This window comes from Candidatus Limnocylindria bacterium (assembly GCA_036523395.1).
Lineage (GTDB): Bacteria > Chloroflexota > Limnocylindria > P2-11E > P2-11E > CF-39.
This window is the reverse complement of sequence record DATDEH010000103.1, coordinates 1-19,892: the sequence shown is the minus strand read 5'-3', so window position 1 is coordinate 19,892 and position 19,892 is coordinate 1. Positions and strand designations below refer to the sequence as shown.

Here is a 19,892-nt window from a genome sequence, read left to right as displayed (position 1 = left end):
CCCGTGGCACAACGCCGACAAGCTGATCGAGCGCTCACCGCTCACGTATGTGCCGAAGGTGAAGACACCGCTGCTGATCCTTCACGCCGAGCGCGATCTCCGCTGTCCCATCGAGCAGGCAGAGCAGTTCTTCATCGCGCTGCGTCTGCACGGCGTCGAAACGACGTTCGTTCGCTTCCCTGAGGACAACCATGACCTCACGCGTGGCGGGAAGCCGCGCAATCGCGTCGAGCACGCGAAACGCATCGCCGACTGGTTCGACGCGCACCCCTAGGTCGCGCGAACCTCGTCGCAACGGCGAAGTAGCTCGTCCACGATCTTGCGGCGACGTGCCACGAATGGATGCGTGTAGAAGTCGCGCGCGATCTCGAGCTGCGCGCGGGCCTCCGCTGCACGTCGCTGGCCGATGAGGAACCGTGAATAGTCCACTCGCGCCAACACCCCGAGCCACTGGTAGCCCTTGGCGGCATCGATCGCCAGACGGAACAGGCGATCGGCCTCCTCGATCTCGCCCTGCGCGTCTCGTACCACGGCCAGCGCGACAGCGGTCGTCGATCGCGAGAACGCATCGTCGTCGTCGATCTCGTGATAGGCACGCTCGGCGGACTCGCGTGCCTCGTCGATCCTCCCCGCAGCGAGCTGCGCGCGCGCGAGCGCCTGCCGACGCTCGCCGGTGAAGGCTGCTGGTGTGCCACGCAGCTCATCGCGCCGCAGTGCTTCTCTGAAATGCTGGATGGCTTCCTCGCTCCGGCCTAAACCCGCGAGCGCTTCCGCGCCCCGCGACAAAGCGCCCACTCCAGGTAAGCCCAGCTCGGGCACGACCCGGAGCCACGCGTTTGCCGCCTCAAGCGCCGCCTCGTAGTCGGCCGCAACGTCCGCCATGTTCCACCTCACCTGGGCCGGACCGATCGCACGTTCGATCTTCGATTCGGAGCTGGCGGCTGCAGCGAGGAGCTCGTTCGTGACCGTCACGAAGCTCATGAAGTCACCCGATTGCCTGGCGACGTGCCCCTCTCGGTTGAGCAGGAACCGCCAATGTCGACGAGCGTCGTGCTCAATGGCGTACGCGCGTGCCTCTCGGAGCGCCCCTGCGCAGCCGGCCATATCTCCCACGTACCACGGAGGCCACGCTGCCACGAGGAGTGCGTAGACGACGAGATCGTGGTCGGCGACCGCCCGAGCGGCGGCAACACCTTCTTCCGCGACCGTTGGGCCGGCGTTGAGCTCTCGCACTTGGAACTCGAGGAGCGAGACAAGTGCCTCGCTCGGCCCTGTCCGTCTCGCGAGCGCTAGCGCTTGCTCGAGATCACGACCGGCCGCTCCTACACCCTCAAGGTCTGCGCGCATCAGCGCTGCGAAGGCGGTCGCTTCCACGCGGACGGCGAGCTCTGCGCCGATCGCTTCGGCGATAGCGGCCGCGCGCGCGTACAGAGTGAGCGCCGCCTGCTGCTCGCCCGCGCGACGGGCTCGTCGTGCGGCACCGAGGACGAGCGCCAGAGCGCGGTTGCCGAGCGCCTGCGCGCCGGCGTCTCGGAGCTCCGTGGCGAGCGCGTAGGCCTGGTCCGCGTGGTACGCAACGATCTCCGCATATTCGTCGCGTCGCAGTTGCGCCACCGATTCGAGCCAGCGGCCCACGGCGTCGTGCAGATGCGAACGCTCCTCTTTTGGGACGGAGTCGTAGGCGACATCGCGGATGAGGATGTGCTTGAACTGCCAGGCCCGGCCCCCGCCTGGTCCGCGCTCGTTCCGCTCGATGACGAAGTCACGCCTCGCGGCCGCCACCAGGAGATCGTCGACACTCCCCTCGACGTGGCCGAGCGCGGCGAGCGCATCCGGGTAGAACACCTTTCCCACGACGGACGCGCGCTGCAGTGCGCGCTTCACCTCGGGCGGCAGCTGATCCAGTCGCGCCGTCAGCAGGCCCTGCAGCGATGCGGGAACGGCCACATCGCCGATGCTCTTCGTCGCGATCCACCGCCCATCGCGGCGCTCGATGTGACCCGCGCCGATGAGCATCCGCAGCAGCTCTTCCACGAACAGCGGATTGCCCTGTGCGCGCTCCGCGATCCTGTCCCGGAGCGATTCGGGAAGTTCGTCAATGTCGAGCAGCGCGGCGATGAGCCGGCGAGTGTCCTCGACGCTGAGCGGCTCGAGCCGTACGGCTGCCGCGTTCATGAGCCCGCCACCCCATGAAGGGCGCCGGTCTCGGAGGTCGGGTCGCGCCAGGCAGAGGATGAAGAGTGGTGCCCGTGACCACTCCGCCAGATGCTCGATCGTTTCCAGCATCGGATCCTCCGCCCAGTGGATGTCATCGAAGATGAGCGTCAGTGGATATTCCGTAGCGCGTTGCTCGAAGTAGCGACGCACGCCCCAGCGCAGCTCCTGTCCGAGGTCGGCGCCAGAGGTACCGGGCAGTGCGTCTTCCGCGCGCTCAAGACCTGCGATGACCGCCACTCGGCGGGCGACCGCGTCGGCGTCCTCGTTCGCCCCTCCGAAGGCGGCGAGCACTCCGCCGCGTAGCTTGCGCGTGGCGTTGTCGTGCGAATCGTCGGTAGTGATGTTCAGGTCGGCGCGCAGCATCTCCTGCACCGGCCAGTACGTGATCCCCGCGCCGTAGGGCAGACAGCGGCCACGGAGGACGCGCTCGCGTCCGATGATCTCGACGAGCTCAGCCACGAGCCGCGACTTGCCGACGCCGGCCTGTCCGTAGACGGTGACGAGATTCCCGCTTCGTTCCTCGCTGGTCTTGAGCTGCGATTCGCGCAGCAGCCTCAACTCGGCGTCGCGTCCGATGAGCGGCGCGCGGAGCTGGCCGAGTCCTCGTCGCTGGTCCGGCAGTGCGCTCTCGAGTGCCAGCGCAGGGAACAGCTCGAGCTCGCCCATGTTCTTGGCCTCGACTCTCCGCGCCTCGCCATATCGCACCGTGCTCGCGGTGAGCGATCGCGTGAGAGCACCGACGACGATCTCGTCCGGAGACGCGTGCTGTTGAAGGCGAGCCGCGGCGTTCACCGGTGGTCCGGTCACCAGCGTGTCGGCGCCCTCGCTCCCGGCAACGACCTGTCCGCTGTTGATCCCGATCCTCAGGCTGACCGCGAACGGGAGACTCGGCGCGAGCGACGCGACCCGTTCACGGAGCGCGAACGCCGCGCGGACGGCGCGGTCGGCGTCGTCGTCATGCACGACAGGGACGCCGAACACGGCCATGACGGCATCACCGACGAACTTCTCGACGGTGCCCCCGTGTAAGGTGAGGAGCTGCCGCATCTCGGCGAAAACGCGCGCGAAGGTGCGCCGCACGAGCTCGGGATCCTCCGCGCCGCCCAGCGCTGCGGAGCCGACGATGTCCGCGAAGAGCAGCGTGGCAAGCTTGCGCTCCTCTGGCATGCCGAGAGTCTAGGAACGCGGTCTACCGTCTCCCGGCGAGACTCGCAGCGAGCGCGACGAAGCTTCCGAGACCCATCACGACGATCGTCGATGAGATCGCTCGACCAGCGACCGTGATGGGCTCCGGCGGCGCGTGTCCCGCGGTCACGAGCGTCGCGATCGCCCAGGCGTAGCCGGTCAACACGTTCGGGAACGCCACGGGCTCGACCCACTGGACCAGCAGGCCGCCGGCGAGGATGACCGCGAACAACACTCCGACGATCACGAGTGCCGCGTTCCGCGTGAGCGGGCGACCGAGTCGCTCGTACATGACGCCGACCGCCGCGAACACGCGAAGCAGCCGCGCCGCGCGCAGCACGCGCAGCGCCTGCGCCTCCGGTGGCACGAGAAGCGGCGGCGAAACGACGATGAGGGCGAGATCGAACCAGTTCGATCGAACGTGCGCGCCACGATCGGGCGCGCGCCACAGATCGATCGCATAGTCGACGGCGAACAGGATCCAGATCACCGCGTTCGCGACCGTCGCCGCATCGACGACGGCAGGATCGCTGCTGGTCTCCTCGAGCAGCAGCACCGGAACGAGGAGCAGCGCGAGAAAGAAGATGAGCCAGTCGCCGAGCATCGCGTGACGCAGCCTAAGAGAGCGGCGCCGGGCGAACGGCTAGCCCAGTCCGAGGTCGAGGTCCTTCGGCGGCTCCTCCGGCAGCGTCCAGCGGATGTAGGGCTTCGCCCACTTCACGTGCAGCGCGTTCGCCTTGTCCGTCGCGGCCGCGAACACGCGGTCGAAGGCCCGCTGGTCCGCCGCATCGCACGCCGCGAGCGCTGGGTCGATGTGCTCCTCCTCGAACGCCGCGAGATCTCCGGCGTACTTCGGCCTCACGACGGCGAGCTTGCGCTGCAGCGAGCGCACTCGGCGCACGAAGTACGCGGCAAGTTGCCAGTTGCCACCGCGGGCGGCGTACGCGCACTTCCACCAGCACTCGCCGACCGAGGCCATGATCTCGCCGGTCCCCGGGAGAAGCTCCGCGATCTCCTCGAGTGTGAGCTCGCCGTGCCGAGTGCTCACTCGCTTTGCGTCATCTGACATCACAGCGATAGTACGGAGGTGCATCACCGTCACCGCCGCGGAAGCTTCCTCCAGGCGGTCCGCAACTTCACCGACAGCGAGATCCCTTTGCCCCGCCGGATCGTCGTCGCGTCACGCAACCTGTGGCTACGTGTCGTGCTCCGGCAGGCCTGCTGCGGCCACGACGGCGAGCCCGGGTGCTGACTCCCCACGCCAACGGAGGGTCCTCCGCCCCGCTAGCATGAGCGCTCCTTGAAGGAGTTCCTCGAAGGCCGTCGTCTGGGCTTCGCGCTCAGGTCGCCGCTCGCGTTCGCTGCGATCGGGCTCGGCTTTGCCGCCACGCTCGTCGATCTCATGGCGTGGTTCAGCTGGGGCGCGCGCGACACGAGCACGTTCGTCGTCGCCGCGCAGTGGCTCGTGGTGGCCACCTTCATCGTTGTCGGCATCGCCGCGATCACCGCGGTCGTCGAGTACGGGGACGTCGATCGCGAGGACCGTGGCCTCGCGCGTGTCGATGAGGCTGCCGCGATCGGGGCGCTGGTGCTGTATGGGGTCTCCGCGGTGCTCCGCAGCCTCGAGCTCGGTGCGGCCGCGCCCTCACCGGCGCCGTTCCTGCTCGCGATCGCGGGTCTCGTCCTTCTGATCGCGGGCGCCGGCCTCGCGGCGAACCTGTACAGCGCCCGCGAATGGGAGGAGCTCGAGGACGAGCCCGTCCGCGAGCGCCATCCGCGCCGGCGCGCTGCCGGCCGCTAGATCAGCTAGCGCGCGGGCTTCGCGCGGAGCTCGAACGCGGAGAGCGCCTTGTGGGGATCGATGCGCAGCTCGCGGCGGAAAGCGAGCTCCTTCACCAGATCCTCGGCCCTGACGGCGTCCTCCATGCAGATCGCGATCATCTCCCATGTCGTAGCCATCTCTGTCACCTCCGGTCCTCTCTCTCCTGAGAGGACTCTGGCCCGGACGTGCGCCCGGCGGCGTTCTCGGGAGAACGCGGGCAGTGATAACCGCGCCACCCTCCGCACCTAAACTCGGGCCGTGATCCATCTCGACGGCCTCACGAAGCGGTACAAGAAGGCGGACCGGAACGCCGTTGACGGCATCTCGTTCGACGTGCGCGCCGGAGAGTTCTTCGCTCTCCTCGGCCCGAACGGCGCGGGCAAGACGACGACGATCTCGATCCTCACGACGACGCTCTCGCCGACCGGCGGGACCGCGACGATCGACGGGCGCGACATCGTCCGGGAGGCGAGCGCGGTGCGGCGGATCGTCGGGATCATCTTCCAGAAGCCGAGCCTCGACATGAACCTCACGGCCGAGGAGAACGTCCGCTTCCACGCGATCCTCTACGGGCTCTACCCGTATGCGCCGAGCTACGGCCTCATGCCGGCCGCGTACCGCGAGCAGGTGCAGAGCCTCGCGTCACTCCTCGGCATCGCCGCTGAGATCCAGAGACCGGTGCGCACGTTCTCCGGCGGTATGCGCCGCAAGCTCGAGATCGTGCGCAGCCTCATGCATCGTCCGAAGGTCCTCTTCCTCGACGAGCCAACGGCGGGCCTCGACGTTCCGAGCCGCCGGACACTTTGGGAGTACCTCACAACGATCCGTCGCGAGAGCGGCACGACCGTCTTCCTCACCACGCACTACCTCGAGGAGGCCGAAGAGGCCGACACGATCTGCATCATCGACAAAGGGAAGGTCGTCTCGTTCGGCACACCGGAGAGCATCAAGTCCGATCTCGTGCAGGAGTACGTGCTCATCGATGCCGACGACCGCACGCGGCTGCGCCAGGAGCTCGGGCGGCTCGAGCTCCGCAGCGACGGCGATGGGCCGTTCCGCGTCCACGTCGATTCGCGTCAAACGCATGCCGCGCTGAAGGCGATCGACACTCCGCTCACGCTCGTGCGTACCCACATGCCGACCCTGGAAGACGCGTATCTCGAGATCGTGGGCAAAGTCAGTGAGTGAGATGTCCGCCATCCTGACCCTGGCGCACCGCGACCTCATCAAGCTGCTCCGCGACCGCGCGCGCATCGTTTCGGACTTCGCGTTCCCGCTGATCTTCATCGGGATCCTCGGGACCAGCCTTCAGGCCGGTTTCGGCGGGGCCACGAGCTTCAACCTTCTGCACTTCGTGTTCACCGGCGTGCTTGCCCAGACCATCTGGCAATCCACCGCACTCGGTGTCATCTCGCTCCTGATGGACCGCGAGCAGGACTTCAGTCAGGAGATCTTCGTGTCGCCGATCTCGCGCTACTCGATCATCTTTGGCAAGATCCTTGGCGAGTCGCTTGTCGCCTTCCCGCAGTTCATCGCCATCCTTCTCTTCGGCCTGATCCTCGGGGTGCCGTTCACGCTCGAAAAGATCGTCGCCATGATCCCGGCCGCGTTGATCATCGCGGTCTACGGCGGCGCGTTCGGGGTCCTCGTGCTGTCGCGCCTCGACAACCAGCGGCAGGCGAATCAGATCTTCCCGTTCGTCATGCTGCCGCAGTTCTTCCTGGCCGGGATCTTCAACCCGATCCAGAACCTGCCGCCCTTCCTGGACATCCTCACGAAGATCGCACCGATGCGCTACGCGGTCGACCTGATGCGCGACATCTACTACGGCGGCGGCTCGGGCGTGCCGATCTTCGATCTCCCGACCAACCTTCTGGTCATCGGCGTCGAGTTCGCCCTCTTCATGGTCATCGGTACCGCGGGGTTCGTCCGCGCGGAGCGGAACCGCTAGCCCGCCTCGTACACTTTTCCCGATGCCGCTGCGAAAGATCAAGCGCGTCGCGAAGATCGTCGATGCCGCCATGCGCGATGCGACCCGCGCCCGCTCGCAGTCGACGGACCCGTCGTTTCGCGAGAACGTGCAGAAGGACCGCCGCGGCGAGCTCTCGAAGTTCAAGACGGTGCAGCATGCCCTCGCCGACCGCGAGCGGATCGAGAAGGGCAGAGCGACGCGGGCGAAGACAAAGGCCAAGAAGAAATAGCGCGCTCTCTCTGACACTTTTCCAAGGGCAAACTGAGTACATGCTTCGGATGCCACGCGCTGTCGTCGCCGCTGCGCTGCTGGTGCTTCTGTCTGCCTGCAGCGCGTCGCCTCCCGCGTCGAGCGCCACAACGGCTCCGCCATCGGTGAGTACGACTCCGACGTCGACCCTGACCGCGTCGCCTTTGCCGACCGTCGCGGCGACACCGATCACCCTGCCGAGCACTGCGCAGCTGAGTGCTCCGTCCGGCACCGTCGTGTCGGCGTTCGTCGCCGACAGCCGTCTGTTCCGCTCGACCGATCGTGGTGATGCCTGGCAGGAACGCTCCGCCGCCCTCCCTAGCGGTCCGAACCGCGAGATCGCGTTCGTCAGTGACACCGGGGGATGGCTGGCCACCTACTCGTCGGCCGGGACGCAGTGCGACGTCCAGACGGTAGGCATCACACATACGGCCGATGCCGGCGCGACGTGGGATCCGATGGTCTCCGCGGCCGTCGCACCAGCGGCGGAACCACCCGGGACCGGCGGCCCGAGATGCAAAGAGCGCCTGGCAACAGTAGATGCGCAGCGCGGATTCTTGAGCGCGAACGGCACGAACACCACGCCCGTCATCTATCGGACCGCCGACGCTGGGCGGACATGGAGGGCCTCGAATCTCCTACCCGTTCCCCCCGGCTTCACGGTGACGCCAACGGGCGCTTTCCTTCGCGCGGACCGCGTACGCGCCTTCGGAACAACGGCCCTCGTGCTCGTCCGCCCCAGTGACCTGAGTGCGAGCTACGTTTACCGATCGATCGACAGCGGCGCGACCTGGACCTACCTCACCAAAGTTCCGGCGGGCGAGGGCGCCCTCGCGTTCGTGACGGCAACGCGGTGGCTGCAGATCGGTACGCCCAGCTCCTCTATGGAGACGACCGACGCGGGAGCGACCTGGCACGCGTTCAGGACCGATTACTCGCAGGCCGCGCCGATCGCGCCGGACGTCGTCTTCGGAGACGCGCTCGTCGGTTACGCCACCGTACGCGGAGCGATCCAGCGGACGACCGATGGCGGCGCGCACTGGACGACGATCAAGACTCCTGGCACGTAGCCCGAGGTGGCAGGGGCGAGATAGTCAGACCGCGGCTCCCGTCAGGAAGAACAGCACCCGCGCACTGATCTCACCTGCGAGAGCGGAGCCAAGTCCGACGTAGAGCAGTCCGGTCGAGGACTGCGTGTTCATCCGGGCCGTCCACCACGCGGCGAGAGCGACGGCGAGCGTCATCAGCAGCCCGACGCCGATGCGGATGCCGATCGCGACGACAAGTCCGGTCTGTGTCGTGCCCGCCAGGTCGCCACGCATCACCGTCGCCAGCACGACGACGAGCTGCAGCACGACCGCCGCGACGACGATGAGCGATGCATTGCGCAGCGGGGCTGTCGGCAGCTTCGGGGTCACCAGATACCAGTGTCCGAGGAGCATCGCGCCATCGAGACCGCCGAGTGCCAACGCGCCGAGCGGCGTCACCGCGTATGCCAGTGCGAGACCGAAGGTGTCGGTCGGCCCCTGCGCCGTCCGCGCGTACGTTGCAGTGCTGAGCGCGACGAGGCCCGCGGCGATCGCGAGCATCCCACCGACGTTGCGCAGCGCGCGGGCGGGCACGAACGTGAACGCGAGGTGTACGGTCATCAGGATCGCGACGAGCGCGAGCGCCTGGCCGAGGGACGACATGGCTCCAGGGTTGAGGCCAACCTTCAGGGCCGCCTCGCCGCGTGGCAGCGTCGGCGCGAGACCGAGCGCTGCCGCAGCCGCGATCGCATCGACACCCGCGACGAGCTTCACGAATCCGCCCGGCGCCTCGCCGCGCCGGTCGAGGAGCCACGAGACGAACGTGCCCCCGAGAGCGAGCTCCACGAGCACGACGGCGAGGACGAGCGGCAGCGTGAGGATCGTGTCCATCAGGCCAGAAGGTCGCCGGGGTCGGGCGCACTCGCGGCGCGATCGATCGCGAGGTGGAAGAACTCCTTGCCGCCGCGCCGCTCGAGCATCTGATAGAACCGGTCGCGGTCCTTGAACTGCGTCTTGTGGCACTCGAAGGCCTGCGCCTTCCGGTCCTGGTACTCGCGAATCTCGACGGTGTGTGTCGGCGTCATCGCAACGAACGGGAGATCGGGCATCAGCGGCGACGCGCCGAAGAACAGGCGGCGCGCGGCGTGGGGCGCGCCGCGATCGGGGTACTGGTCGGCCAGCGCCGCACGATGGAAGCCGCGCACCGCGTAGAAGGAGGCGGCCCGGTGGTCGTCGTGCTCGCTGCCGGCGCCCTCGGGACCGAACGTACAGATCACGTCGGGTCTGATCTCGCGGACGAACTGCACCACGTCGGCGGTCACGCGCTCGGCCGGTGAGGTCGCGAGCCCGCCGTCAGGCCACTCGAGGAGACGCGCGTGCCTGAAGCCGATGATCTTCACCGCCTCGCGCCATTCCTTGCTCCGCTCCGCGGCGAGCTCGGCGGGCGTCCACGATCCACGCTCCTTGCCGAACCACATGCCGACGTCGCCGCGCGTGAGCGTGAGGAGCGCTGTCGTGTGTCCGGCGGCCGCGAGCTTCATCGCGGTGCCGGCGATGCCGAACGATTCGTCGTCGGGATGCGCGTACACGAAGAGGACGGTGCCGATCGCCTCACGTTAGCGTGAAACACACAGTGGCGCGCTCGGAGGACCACGACCGGCATATCGCGGAGATGTTCGACCGCGTCGCACCACGCTACGACGTGCTCAATCGCATCCTCTCCGGCGGGCGTGATGTGGGCTGGCGTCGCCGGGCGGCCGCGGTCGCGAGCATGGGTCCGCGCGAGATCGCGCTCGACGTCGGTGTCGGTACGGGTGATCTCGCCTTCGGTCTGCTCGACGCGTCCGATCCGTCCGTACGCGTCGTCGGCGTCGACCTGTCTCCGTCGATGATCGACGCCGTGCGCCGCCGCGCCGCCGCGCGCCTGGATCCGCGGTTGGCGCCGCTGCTCGCGTCCGCGGCGGCATTGCCATTCGCCGACGCATCGTTCGACCGAGTGGTGGCCGGATTCACGGTGCGCAACTTCGGTGACCTTTCGCTCGGCCTGCGCGAGATGCGCCGCGTGCTCCGCACCGGCGGACGCGCGGCCATTCTCGAGTTCTCGACGCCGCCGAGCTCGCTCATCGGGATCCCCTACCGCCTCTACCTCCATCAGCTCGTGCCACGCATCGCTGCGCTGCTCGGCGGAGACGCCGCGGCGTATCGCTACCTGCCGCGCTCGGTGGCCACGTTCCCGGACGCGGACGGCCTCGCCGAGCGCATGCGCGAGGCCGGATTCGCGCGCGTACGCTACGAGCGGCTGACCTTTGGCGTCGCGGCGATCCATGTCGGGGAGGCCTGATGGATTTCGACATCCCGGACGAGCTCGCGCTCCTCGCCCGCACCGTGCGCGATTTCGTGGAGACGCGCCTCCAGCCGATCGAGAAGCAGGTCGAGGACAGCGACGAGATCCCCAGTGAGGTCGTGCGCGAGATGGCCGCGCTGGGCTTCTTCGGCCTCCCGTTCCCCGCGGAGTGCGGCGGTGTCGGCGCGGGCGATCTCGGCTACTGCCTCGCGCTCGAGCAGTTCGGCCGCACGTCGGCGGCGTTCTCGAACCTCATCGGAGCGCACACGTCGATCGGCAGCATGTCGATATACCTCGGCGGCACCGACGACCAGAAGCGCCGCTACCTGCCGGACCTGACGGCCGGACGTAAGCTCGCGGCGTTCTCGCTGACCGAGCCGTCGAGCGGATCCGACGCCGCATCGATCCAGACGACCGCGCGGAAGGATGGCAGCAGATGGCTGCTTAGTGGCACGAAGATCTGGGTCACCAACGGCCCCATCGCCGACGTCGTTGTCGTCTACGCGGCCAACGACCGGACCAAAGGCGCGCGCGGCGGCATCACCGCCTTCATCGTCGAGAAGGGATTCAAGGGCTTCCGCGTCGGCAAGATCGACGAGAAGATGGGCCTCCGCGGCTCGAAGACGGGCGAGCTGATCTTCGAGGACTGCGAGGTGCCGGAGGAGAACGTCCTCGGCGGCGAGGTCGGCGCGGGATTCCGCACCGCACTCGGCGCGCTCGACATCGGGCGCGTGTCGCTCTCGGCGGGGGCGGTGGGGACCAGCCAGCACCTCCTGGAGCTCGCCGTCGCGCATGCGAAGCGGCGCAAGCAGTTCGGGCAGCCGATCGCTTCGAATCAGGCGATCCAGTGGATGCTCGCGGACAGCGCGGTCGAGATCCACGCGGCGCGGCTCATGGTCTACGACGCCGCCGCGAAGCTCGACCGCGGGATTCGCGTGTCTCGGGAAGCGGCGATGGTGAAGGTCTACGCGTCCGAGCTCGCGAACCGCGTCGCGGACCGCGTGTTGCAGATCCATGGCGGCATGGGCTACATGAAGGACTCGCCGGTCGAGCGCGCGTATCGTGACGCACGGATCCTCCGCATCTACGAAGGGACCAGCGAGGTCCAGCGGATGATCATCGCGGAGGACCTGCTCAAGGCGTAGCAGTCGCATCTAGCTGGGGTAAAGGAAGGGCGATGGCGAAGAAGATCGCGGTCCGAGCCAAGGATGCGGCGCCACTGGCCGGACGGCCGTGGACAAAGCACTACGACTCCGGCGTGCCAGCGACGCTCACATATCCCGACGCAACGATGCATGCGCTGCTCGACGACGCCGCCGAGAGCCATCCCGACGCCACCGCGACGATCTTCTTCAACGCCAAGCGCACCTACAAGTCCATCTCCGATGACGCGTGGCGCTTCGCGAACGGCCTGCGCAAGCTCGGCGTGAAGAAGGGCGACCGCGTCGCGATCCTCCTGCCGAACACGCCGCAGTTCGTGATCGCATTCTTCGGAGCCCTCCGCGCCGGGGCCACCGTGGTCCCGTGCAATCCCCTGTACACCGCGCCCGAGCTGCATCACCAGCTCGCGGACTCTGGCGCCGCGACGCTCGTCGTGCTGTCGCGGCTGTATCCCGTCGCGAAGGCGGCTCGCGCGGGCACGAGCGTGAAGAACGTGATCGTCACGAACATCAAAGAGGAGATGCCGCCGCTGCTGCGCGTCATGTTCACGCTTGCGAAGGAGAAGAAGGACGGGCATCGCCAGCCGTTCAAGGGCGACGACGGCGCGGTCGCGTTCCGGGATGTGCTCGAGGCACCGGCGACCCCGTTCGACGGTGGCACTCGGAAGGACGACGTCGCGCTCCTTCAGTACACCGGCGGTACGACCGGAGTGAGCAAGGGCGCGATGCTCTCGCACCGCGCGCTCGTCGCGAACATCCTGCAGTGCCGCGCCTGGTTCACGAATCTCGAGGACGCGAAGGGCACCGGCATGGCGGTGATGCCGTTCTTCCATGTGTACGGGCTCACCGTGGTGATGGGCCTGTCGATCCAGAGCGCATCGGCCATGATCCTCGAGCCGCAGTTCGAGCTCGAGCGTGTCCTGAAGGACGTCGAGCGTCACAAGCCGAACACCTTCAGCGGCGCGCCTCGGATCTACAACGCGATCATCAACTCGCCGCTGGCCACGAAGTACGACCTTCGCTCGATCGCGGCCTGCGTCTCCGGCTCGGCGCCACTGCTCGTCGAGACCCATCGCAAGTTCGTCGAGCTCACCGGCGCCAACCTCGTCGAGGGGTACGGGCTCACCGAAGCAGCGCCGGTGACGCACTGCAACCCGCTCTTCGGCAAGGGCAAGCAAAAGGTCGGCAGCGTGGGCGTTCCATACCCGGATGTCGAGTCGAAGATCGTCGATCTCGACACCGGAACGCGCGAGGTCGGTCCCGGCGAGTCCGGCGAGCTCGTGCTGCGCGGGCCGCAACTCATGGACGGCTACTACAACAACCCGCAGGAGACGGCGCAGACCATACGCGACGGGTGGCTCCACACCGGCGACATCGCCACCGTCGACGCCGACGGTTACGTCTCGATCGTCGACCGGAAGAAAGAGATGATCATCGTCTCAGGGTTCAACGTGTACCCGCGCGAGGTGGAAGAGGCGCTGGCCACGCACCCCGCGGTGCTCGACAGCGCCGCGATCGGCGTGCCGCATCCGATCAAGGGCGAAGAGGTGAAAGCCTTCGTGGTCCTAAAGCCGGGGATGAAGGCGACCGCGGAGGACATCATCGCGCATTGCCGCACCCAGCTCGCGCCGTTCAAGGTCCCCAAGGACATCGAGTTCCGTGAGTCGCTCCCGAAGACCCTCATCGGGAAGACGCTGCGGCGCCAGCTTGCGGAGGAGGATCGCAAGAAGCGCGGCCAGGCGGTCGCGACGGCCTAGCACCTTAGTGCGCGACCCGCGACTCCGTGAGCATGAATTCATCACGGATGATCGACTCGAGCGAGTTGTAGGTGACGCGGAGCACGACGGTCACGTCCCCTTCGGGGTACGGTGATCGCGGCGCCATGACTGATGCGGTCCAGGCCATCGGTGTCGCGTATGTGCTCAACATGCGTGTGACTTTGGCGCCCGGCGCGCATCGCGCCATCGGACCGGCAGGGGAGACGCGGTCCCCCATGAAGATGAAAGCGCGACTTCCGCCTACAGTGCCGCCGTGTTCGTCAACAGGATCGCGATCCGTTGTCACTCCTGCGAGGTGTCTGCGTCCCCCGCGCGTGGCATGACCACCCCGAGCGAGTGAGTACGACTGGCGGATGAAGAACATCACGCCGATCGTGATCGCGAGTGGGAACGGCGCGCCCGGGCTCGCAGCGGGCATCGCGGTGCTGCGGAAAGGCGGTAGCGCCCTGGATGCGGTCGAGGCGTGCGCGCGTGTGATCGAGGCCGACCCGTCCGATACGAGCGTCGGCCGTGGTGGGAAGCCGAACGTGCTCGGGGTCGTGGAGCTCGACGCATCGCTCGTCGACGGGACCACGCACCGCGTCGGCGCGGTCGGAGCGCTCGCCGGCTACCTCCACCCGATCACGGTCGCGCGCGCGGTCATGGAGCGCCTTCCGCACGTCATGCTCGTCGGTGACGGCGCCGCGCGGTTCGCGGCCGAGATCGGCGCGCAGAAGGCGACGCTGCTCACGCCGTCGACGCGGAGGATGTGGGTCGAGCAGCTGGCGAGGGTGCGCGAGACGCCAGCGACCGTGCGCCGCCGCGCCAAGCTCGCGCCCGTCGTCGCGAAGACCGTGGGAGAAGAGCGTGGGACGGTGAACTTCATCGCACTGGATCGCGCTGGTCACATCGCATCGGCCGTGTCGACCAGCGGCTGGGCCTACAAATACCCAGGGCGGCTCGGCGACTCTCCGATCGTCGGCGCGGGCAACTATTGCGATACGCGTTACGGCGGCGCGTGCTGCACCGGATTCGGAGAGCTCGCGATCCGGAATGTCACCGCGAAGACCGCGGTCGACCGGCTCGCGGGCGGCATGTCCGCGGCCGAGGTCGCGCGCCGAGCGATCGAGGATGTCAACGCGCTCGACAACGCGGCGTTCAACATCGTGGTGCTCGCCGCGGGCGGCTCGCACGCCGCCGCGTCGAATCGCAAGGATCGCCGCTACGCGTGGCAGCGTGCGGACATGGATGCGGCGGAGCTGACGGCTCGCGAGATCGTGACGACGAGCGCCCGCTAAGTTCGCGCGGGCGCGCTGGCGGCGTGTGGCATTTCCCTGCGCGCGCGGTAGATGCTCCACGCCAGTCCGGTGAGCGGAACAGCGAACAGCGCACCGATCAGCCCGGCGATCTCGACTCCCACGAGAACTGCCAGCAGCGCCGCGAGCGGGTGCAGACCGACCGCGCCGCCAGAGATCCGCGGCACGAGCAGGTTGTTCTCGAGCTGCTGAACAGCGAGGGCGGCCAGCACCACCCAGACGACCAGCGGGAAGGGCTGGGTGAGCGCCACCGCCGCCGCGACCCCGCCGGCCACGATCGGGCCGACGATCGGAACGAGCTCGAAGATGCCTGCGAGGAGGCCGAGGAGGACCGCATACGGAACGCCGAGCGCGAGGTACGCGATACCCGAGACCGCCCCGACGATGAGGCCGAGGAGCAGCTGACCACGGATGTACGCCCCGAACAGCCGCGCGGCCTCGGCTTCGATGTGTAGGAATTCATCGCGCTGCTTCGCCGGCACCAGGTGGCTGCGCACCCAGCGACGGACCTGCGGACCGCTGGCCAGAAGGTAGACGCCCAGCACGAAGATGAAGAAGAAGTCCACGACCCCGGCCCCGACGCGCAGCGCCGCGTGCGCCGCGTCCTGCGACCAGTCGCCAAGACGCGCTCCGATCTCCGCGCCGATTCGCTGCCGCACCTCACCGGAGACCTCGAGACCGCCGAGGCGCAGCGGCTCGTCGCTCGACAGCATCGCCGCGTAACGCGGGACGTCGACCGCCAGGTCACGTGTCTCGCGGATCAGCGGCACCGCCAGGCTCACCACGGCGGCGATGAGCACGACCAGGGCGCTGAGCGCGGTCAGCGCCACCGCGACTCCGCGCCGGCGCACGAGGCGCTGGATACGGTCGACGAGTGGCGCGAGCGCGAAGGCGATGACGATGCCGAAGACGAGGAGGACGATCACATGTGAGAGCTCGGAGAGCGCCTCGAACACGAGGCGCAGCGCGAACATCACCGCGACGACCGCGGCCGCCGCGACGAGGACGCGCGTCACCCACCAGTCGGCGAGCGGTCTTTGCGCCGCGTCCACCGTTAGAGCGCCGCTACCGCCGCCTCAAGCTTCGCGGTCGCCTCGTTCGGCGGCGTGCCGGCGGTGAAGTAGATGGGATCGCCGAACACGACCTCCACATCGCCGCGCCAGCCGTTCGAGCGCGCGGCCTCCCATTTCCGGTCAAGATGATCGAGCACGGAGACCTTGGTGATCTTGAGCTTCATCGGCACGACCGGCGTGGCGCCTTCAACGGCGATGAGCCCGGTCCCGGACTTGAACGGCTGCATCGGCCCGCCGATCGTGAGCTTTCCTTCCGGATAGATGAGTACCGAGAACTGCCGGTCGAGCCGCGCGCCCAGGAGCTCGAGGCTCCGGCGGATCGCGCCCTCGCGCGCGAGCGGGAACGCATTCGCGAGTACCGATGAGACGAGACCGTTGAGCTTGTTCCCGAAGACATCGTCGGCGGCTGCGGCGACTGCGAGCTTCCAGCGCCACGAGAGCGGGATCGCCATGAGGATGATCCCGTTGTCCCAATGGAGGCTGTGGTTCGGTGCGAACAGCACCGGGCCGTGCAGGCCAACGAGCTTCTCCTTCCCGGTGACCTTGACCTTGTAGAAGATGTGCACCAGCGGGTAGATGAGCGTCTGCTGTAACAGCAGGCCGAACGATCGCACCAGCGGGCTGAGCGGCCAGCCGTAGATGCCGGTTTCGCGTTTCACGTCACGAGCCGCTGCGACCATGCGCTCGAGCTCCGCGACCGTCGCGTTCGGCTCGAGAGCTGCCTCGTCGACATACGCCCCGAGCTCTTCCTCGATCGCGCCGAGCAGGTCGACGCGCCCAAGCGAGTCCAGACCCAGATCGGCCGAGAGCGTCGCGCCCTGATGGACCACGGCCGGCGGCAGGTTCGTGACCTGCGTGATGATGCGCTCGACCTCTGTGAGCGGCCGCGTCGCCGCCTGATCGCCGGTCGCCGCGTGCGCCTGCTCGACGCGGCCCATCATCAGGAGCCGCTCGGTCACGAAGCGCTTCTTCACCTTCTGCGTTGGCGTCGTGGGGAACTCGTCGTCGGGCCAGATCGTCCAGCCGCGGATCTGCTGATTCCCCGACAGCTTGAGGTTCGTATCGCGCACGATCGATGCGACCTGCTCCTTGTCCTTGACGAGGAACACGGCATGCACCTGGATGTCCTCGCCTGGTCGTTCCAGCCCGACGACGGTCGCGATCTCGGGTCGGAGCGGCGTCGCGAGCGCCTCGATGCGGGGATCGGCCGCGAGGGCGTTCTCGATGTCCTCGGGATATACGTTCGTGCCGTCGGCCAGGACGATCATGTCTTTCTTGCGACCGCGGAGCCATAGGAAGCCGTCCTTGTCGAACTCTCCGAGGTCGCCGGTGTGGTACCAGCCGTCCTTGTCGAGGACCGCGCGCGTCGCCTCCTCGTTCTCCCAATAACCCTTGAAGACGTTGGGGCCGTGCGCGAGGACCTCGCCATCGGCGGCGACCTTCACGTCGACGCCGGGGATCGGCGTGCCGACGGACCCGAGCCGGTTGACGTCAACGCGATTGAACGTGAGCGCGGGCGAGCACTCGGTGGTCCCGTAGCCCTGGAGCACGTCGATGCCGAGCTCTCGCCAGGATTCGCCCAACGCGGGATCGAGCGCGGCGCCGCCGGACACGATGTAGCGGAAGCGGCCGCCGAACTGACGATGGACGCTGAAGAACACGAGTCGCCGGAGTGCCATCGGCAGACGGCGCGCGACGCCGCGCAGCTTCTGAAGAAGCTCCTTCTTACCCTGTGCCTCGGCGCTGCGCTCGATCGCGAGCATCAGGGACTTCACGACCGCGGGCGTGATGAGCACCATCGAGACCTTGCGCTCTTTGAACGTGCGTCTGACCACCGCCGGCTGACGGCTCGTCGGGTAGATGACCGATGCGCCTGACAGCAGCACGGTGAAGAAGCCGGCGAGCTGCTCGAACATGTGCGAGAGCGGAAGGAACGACAGCAGGCGCTGTTTGGGGCCGATCGGGAAGATCTGGGTGGCCGCGACCGCGTTCGACAGGATGTTGCGGTGGGTGAGCATCGCGCCCTTCGGATCGCCGGTCGTGCCCGATGTGAACACGACCTCGGCAAGGTCGTCGCCGCTGACAGCCGCCTTCGCGAGCGGTGCGCATTCGCGCGCGAGATCAGGCAGCCGTTCCATCTCGTACAGCGGCAGGCTGAGCGTCTTCGCGCGCGCGAGCGTCTGGGACGAAACGATCGCGCGGCTGGCGCGCGTCCGCTGCGCGATCCTCTGCGCGAACTCGGCCGCGTAGTTCGCCTCGAGCGGCACGAGGATCGCGCCGAGCCGCAGCGCGGCGAGGAACGCGATGCCGTACTCGGGACGATTCACGCCCCAGATGAGGACGCGGTCGCCCTTCTTCATGCCGCTGTCGCTCAGATAGCGCGCGACGCGCGGGACGACATCGTTCAGATCCCGGTATGTCCAGGTGCGCGTGCGGAAGCCGGGCCGGATCATGAACGCGTCCTTGTTCCCGAACCTCCGGGCTGACTCCTCGAGGATGTCGTTCAGTGTCTCCATGTCGCCCTCCCCGCTAGCTCGCGAGCGCGCGGAGCGCCTCGCGTCCCCCCTGCCGTACCGCTGGATAGTGCGAGAACAGGATCGTCTCGACATCAAGCTCGGCAAGACGCGCGATCGAACGCCGAGCCAACGGCATGTCGTCGGTGAAGAAGTAGTTCGGAAGTGTCACCTGGCCGCGCATGCGCTGCAGCAGATCACCCACGATAAGCAGCCGACGTGTCGGCGAATACAAACAGATGCTCCCCGGCGTGTGACCCGGCGTATGCAGGATGCGGAGCCCGCCCAGCACGGGAAGCTCGTCTCCGTCCTCTGCCGCGGTCACGTCGGTCGGGGCCTGGGTCAGGTATGCGATGATCGCTCCCGGCGCGGGGCGTCCATTGATCACGTCGCGAAAGCGGATGCGCAGCCGCTCCATGTCAGCTGGGTGCATCAGGACCTGCGCGCCGGACGCGCGCGCGATCTCCTGCACGCCACCGATGTGGTCCGGGTGTCCGTGCGTGCAGACGATCCGCTTGATCTCCCCGAGCTCGCGCCCCAGCGCTCCGAGGTGACGCCGGAGCATCACGCCTGAGCCGCGATGGCCGGCGTCGACGAGCGTCAGCTCATCGCCGAGGATGAGGAACGCGTTCGAGCCGATGAGACGCAGGGCATGAACATCGGGGGCGACTTCCATCGCTTGAATGCTAGGCCGCCTCTCGCTATGGTCGGCCGACTTTGCTCTCCGCCTTCCTGATCGGCGCCGCCGCGGGCTACGCCATCGCCATACCGGTCGGGCCGATCGCGGTCCTCATCGTGCGCACCGGACTCCGTCGTGGGTTCCGGATCGCCGCCGCTGCCGGCGCCGGCACGGCCACGGTCGATCTCATCTACGCGATCACGGCTGTCGTCGTTGGCAGTGCGGTCACGAGTCTGCTCAGCGCGGTGCTGTTGCCGATGCGCCTCGCCGCAGCTGCAGCGCTCCTCTATCTGGCAGTTCGCGCGCTGCTCCGGCTCGGCCGTACCGACATGGCGCTGGACACGCCGGGTGGCGAGCGCTCGGCCGCGCGCACCTACACGCTCTTCATCGGCCTCACGCTTCTGAATCCCGCGACCGTCGCCTACTTCGTCACGCTCGCTGTCGGCCTTCCGCAGATCGCTCAGGACGCAGGCTCGCGCATCGCCTTCGCGGTCGGCGCATCGCTCTCGTCGCTCTCGTGGCAAACACTGCTGGCCGGGATCGGCGCCGCTTTGCACACGCGACTCACGCCGCGTCT

The 19,892-nt window shown here is 67.9% G+C and carries 22 protein-coding genes; 12 read left to right on the top strand and 10 right to left on the bottom strand.

The window, feature by feature from the left end; genetic code table 11:
• Positions 1-274 (top strand): prolyl oligopeptidase family serine peptidase (locus VI056_13210; GenBank protein HEY6203985.1); only part of this gene is annotated, 274 nt, incomplete at its 5' end.
• Here VI056_13210 and VI056_13205 read toward each other — a convergent pair.
• The 3 genes from VI056_13205 to VI056_13195 are packed head-to-tail and all read right to left on the bottom strand — an operon-like array spanning position 271 to position 4,471.
• The gene (locus tag VI056_13205) at positions 271-3,384 is read right to left on the bottom strand and encodes an adenylate/guanylate cyclase domain-containing protein (protein HEY6203984.1); all 3,114 of its coding nucleotides are present in this window, start codon (positions 3,382-3,384) and stop codon (positions 271-273) included. The two genes, VI056_13210 and VI056_13205, sit on opposite strands and share 4 nt — an antisense overlap.
• 22 nt (positions 3,385-3,406) lie before the next feature.
• The gene (locus tag VI056_13200; protein HEY6203983.1) at positions 3,407-4,006 is read right to left on the bottom strand and encodes an ion transporter; all 600 of its coding nucleotides are present in this window, start codon (positions 4,004-4,006) and stop codon (positions 3,407-3,409) included.
• Between the two features lie 39 nt (positions 4,007-4,045).
• Positions 4,046-4,471, bottom strand: a complete 426-nt coding sequence (locus VI056_13195) for a hypothetical protein (protein ID HEY6203982.1) — start codon at positions 4,469-4,471, stop codon at positions 4,046-4,048.
• Positions 4,472-4,489: 18 nt separating this feature from the next.
• Here VI056_13195 and VI056_13190 point away from each other — a divergent pair, with 18 nt between their 5' ends.
• Entirely contained in the window at positions 4,490-4,654 is a 165-nt protein-coding gene (locus tag VI056_13190; protein ID HEY6203981.1) for a hypothetical protein, read from the top strand.
• A 48-nt stretch (positions 4,655-4,702) separates the two neighbouring features.
• A complete protein-coding gene (locus tag VI056_13185; protein HEY6203980.1) occupies positions 4,703-5,203 on the top strand; it encodes a hypothetical protein in 501 nt (166 codons plus the stop codon).
• A 5-nt stretch (positions 5,204-5,208) separates the two neighbouring features.
• Here VI056_13185 and VI056_13180 read toward each other — a convergent pair whose 3' ends face one another.
• Complete coding sequence (locus tag VI056_13180) at positions 5,209-5,361, bottom strand: hypothetical protein (protein ID HEY6203979.1); 153 nt, start codon at positions 5,359-5,361, stop codon at positions 5,209-5,211.
• Between the two features lie 121 nt (positions 5,362-5,482).
• On the opposite strand from VI056_13180, the gene VI056_13175 reads away from it, so the two are divergent.
• From VI056_13175 to VI056_13160, 4 genes are all read left to right on the top strand, one after another.
• The gene (locus tag VI056_13175) at positions 5,483-6,412 is read left to right on the top strand and encodes an ABC transporter ATP-binding protein (protein ID HEY6203978.1); all 930 of its coding nucleotides are present in this window, start codon (positions 5,483-5,485) and stop codon (positions 6,410-6,412) included.
• Between the two features lies 1 nt (position 6,413).
• Positions 6,414-7,175: an ABC transporter permease gene (locus VI056_13170; GenBank protein ID HEY6203977.1), complete on the top strand. Its 762-nt coding sequence runs from the start codon at positions 6,414-6,416 to the stop codon at positions 7,173-7,175.
• Between the two features lie 22 nt (positions 7,176-7,197).
• Positions 7,198-7,425, top strand: coding sequence for a hypothetical protein (locus VI056_13165; GenBank protein HEY6203976.1), 228 nt, complete (start codon positions 7,198-7,200; stop codon positions 7,423-7,425).
• A 145-nt stretch (positions 7,426-7,570) separates the two neighbouring features.
• Complete coding sequence (locus tag VI056_13160; GenBank protein ID HEY6203975.1) at positions 7,571-8,515, top strand: hypothetical protein; 945 nt, start codon at positions 7,571-7,573, stop codon at positions 8,513-8,515.
• Positions 8,516-8,539: 24 nt separating this feature from the next.
• Here VI056_13160 and VI056_13155 read toward each other — a convergent pair whose 3' ends face one another.
• On the bottom strand, positions 8,540-9,364 hold the full coding sequence (locus VI056_13155; protein HEY6203974.1) for a hypothetical protein: 825 nt from the start codon (positions 9,362-9,364) through the stop codon (positions 8,540-8,542).
• Positions 9,364-10,062: a PIG-L family deacetylase gene (locus VI056_13150; GenBank protein ID HEY6203973.1), complete on the bottom strand. Its 699-nt coding sequence runs from the start codon at positions 10,060-10,062 to the stop codon at positions 9,364-9,366. The genes VI056_13155 and VI056_13150 overlap by 1 nt, the downstream gene beginning before the upstream one ends.
• A gap of 32 nt (positions 10,063-10,094) precedes the next feature.
• Between VI056_13150 and VI056_13145 the strand changes: the two genes are divergently transcribed.
• The 3 genes from VI056_13145 to VI056_13135 are packed head-to-tail and all read left to right on the top strand — an operon-like array spanning position 10,095 to position 13,734.
• Positions 10,095-10,814: a ubiquinone/menaquinone biosynthesis methyltransferase gene (locus tag VI056_13145; protein HEY6203972.1), complete on the top strand. Its 720-nt coding sequence runs from the start codon at positions 10,095-10,097 to the stop codon at positions 10,812-10,814.
• Positions 10,814-11,962, top strand: a complete 1,149-nt coding sequence (locus VI056_13140; protein HEY6203971.1) for an acyl-CoA dehydrogenase family protein — start codon at positions 10,814-10,816, stop codon at positions 11,960-11,962. Before VI056_13145 ends, VI056_13140 begins: the two co-directional genes overlap by 1 nt.
• Before the next feature lie 32 nt (positions 11,963-11,994).
• Positions 11,995-13,734 carry a long-chain fatty acid--CoA ligase gene (locus tag VI056_13135; protein HEY6203970.1) on the top strand — a complete coding sequence of 580 codons (1,740 nt, stop codon included), beginning with the start codon at positions 11,995-11,997 and terminating at the stop codon, positions 13,732-13,734.
• A 4-nt stretch (positions 13,735-13,738) separates the two neighbouring features.
• Here VI056_13135 and VI056_13130 read toward each other — a convergent pair whose 3' ends face one another.
• Entirely contained in the window at positions 13,739-13,906 is a 168-nt protein-coding gene (locus VI056_13130) for a hypothetical protein (GenBank protein ID HEY6203969.1), read from the bottom strand.
• Positions 13,907-14,108: 202 nt separating this feature from the next.
• Here VI056_13130 and VI056_13125 point away from each other — a divergent pair, with 202 nt between their 5' ends.
• Positions 14,109-15,032, top strand: a complete 924-nt coding sequence (locus VI056_13125; GenBank protein HEY6203968.1) for an isoaspartyl peptidase/L-asparaginase — start codon at positions 14,109-14,111, stop codon at positions 15,030-15,032.
• Here VI056_13125 and VI056_13120 read toward each other — a convergent pair.
• Genes VI056_13120 through VI056_13110 form a run of 3 tightly spaced genes read right to left on the bottom strand, consistent with a single transcriptional unit; the run spans position 15,029 to position 19,312 of the window.
• Positions 15,029-16,102, bottom strand: coding sequence for an AI-2E family transporter (locus VI056_13120; protein HEY6203967.1), 1,074 nt, complete (start codon positions 16,100-16,102; stop codon positions 15,029-15,031). The two genes, VI056_13125 and VI056_13120, sit on opposite strands and share 4 nt — an antisense overlap.
• A 2-nt stretch (positions 16,103-16,104) precedes the next feature.
• Positions 16,105-18,639: an AMP-binding protein gene (locus VI056_13115; protein HEY6203966.1), complete on the bottom strand. Its 2,535-nt coding sequence runs from the start codon at positions 18,637-18,639 to the stop codon at positions 16,105-16,107.
• Positions 18,640-18,652: 13 nt separating this feature from the next.
• The gene (locus VI056_13110) at positions 18,653-19,312 is read right to left on the bottom strand and encodes an MBL fold metallo-hydrolase (protein HEY6203965.1); all 660 of its coding nucleotides are present in this window, start codon (positions 19,310-19,312) and stop codon (positions 18,653-18,655) included.
• A gap of 41 nt (positions 19,313-19,353) precedes the next feature.
• Between VI056_13110 and VI056_13105 the strand changes: the two genes are divergently transcribed.
• On the top strand, positions 19,354-19,892 hold a 539-nt coding region (locus VI056_13105; protein ID HEY6203964.1), incomplete at its 3' end, for a LysE family transporter.

What these genes read in the sequence shown, in the direction of transcription:
- VI056_13205 (HEY6203984.1), bottom strand. Translation starts at nt 3,384, where the DNA reads ATGCCAGAGGAGCGCAAGCTTGCCACGCTGCTCTTCGCGGACATCGTC.
- VI056_13200 (HEY6203983.1), bottom strand. Translation starts at nt 4,006, where the DNA reads ATGCTCGGCGACTGGCTCATCTTCTTTCTCGCGCTGCTCCTCGTTCCG.
- VI056_13195 (HEY6203982.1), bottom strand. Translation starts at nt 4,471, where the DNA reads ATGTCAGATGACGCAAAGCGAGTGAGCACTCGGCACGGCGAGCTCACA.
- VI056_13180 (HEY6203979.1), bottom strand. Translation starts at nt 5,361, where the DNA reads ATGGCTACGACATGGGAGATGATCGCGATCTGCATGGAGGACGCCGTC.
- VI056_13170 (HEY6203977.1), top strand. Translation starts at nt 6,414, where the DNA reads ATGTCCGCCATCCTGACCCTGGCGCACCGCGACCTCATCAAGCTGCTC.
- VI056_13165 (HEY6203976.1), top strand. Translation starts at nt 7,198, where the DNA reads ATGCCGCTGCGAAAGATCAAGCGCGTCGCGAAGATCGTCGATGCCGCC.
- VI056_13155 (HEY6203974.1), bottom strand. Translation starts at nt 9,364, where the DNA reads ATGGACACGATCCTCACGCTGCCGCTCGTCCTCGCCGTCGTGCTCGTG.
- VI056_13140 (HEY6203971.1), top strand. Translation starts at nt 10,814, where the DNA reads ATGGATTTCGACATCCCGGACGAGCTCGCGCTCCTCGCCCGCACCGTG.
- VI056_13135 (HEY6203970.1), top strand. Translation starts at nt 11,995, where the DNA reads ATGGCGAAGAAGATCGCGGTCCGAGCCAAGGATGCGGCGCCACTGGCC.
- VI056_13130 (HEY6203969.1), bottom strand. Translation starts at nt 13,906, where the DNA reads ATGTTGAGCACATACGCGACACCGATGGCCTGGACCGCATCAGTCATG.
- VI056_13125 (HEY6203968.1), top strand. Translation starts at nt 14,109, where the DNA reads ATGAAGAACATCACGCCGATCGTGATCGCGAGTGGGAACGGCGCGCCC.
- VI056_13115 (HEY6203966.1), bottom strand. Translation starts at nt 18,639, where the DNA reads ATGGAGACACTGAACGACATCCTCGAGGAGTCAGCCCGGAGGTTCGGG.
- VI056_13110 (HEY6203965.1), bottom strand. Translation starts at nt 19,312, where the DNA reads ATGGAAGTCGCCCCCGATGTTCATGCCCTGCGTCTCATCGGCTCGAAC.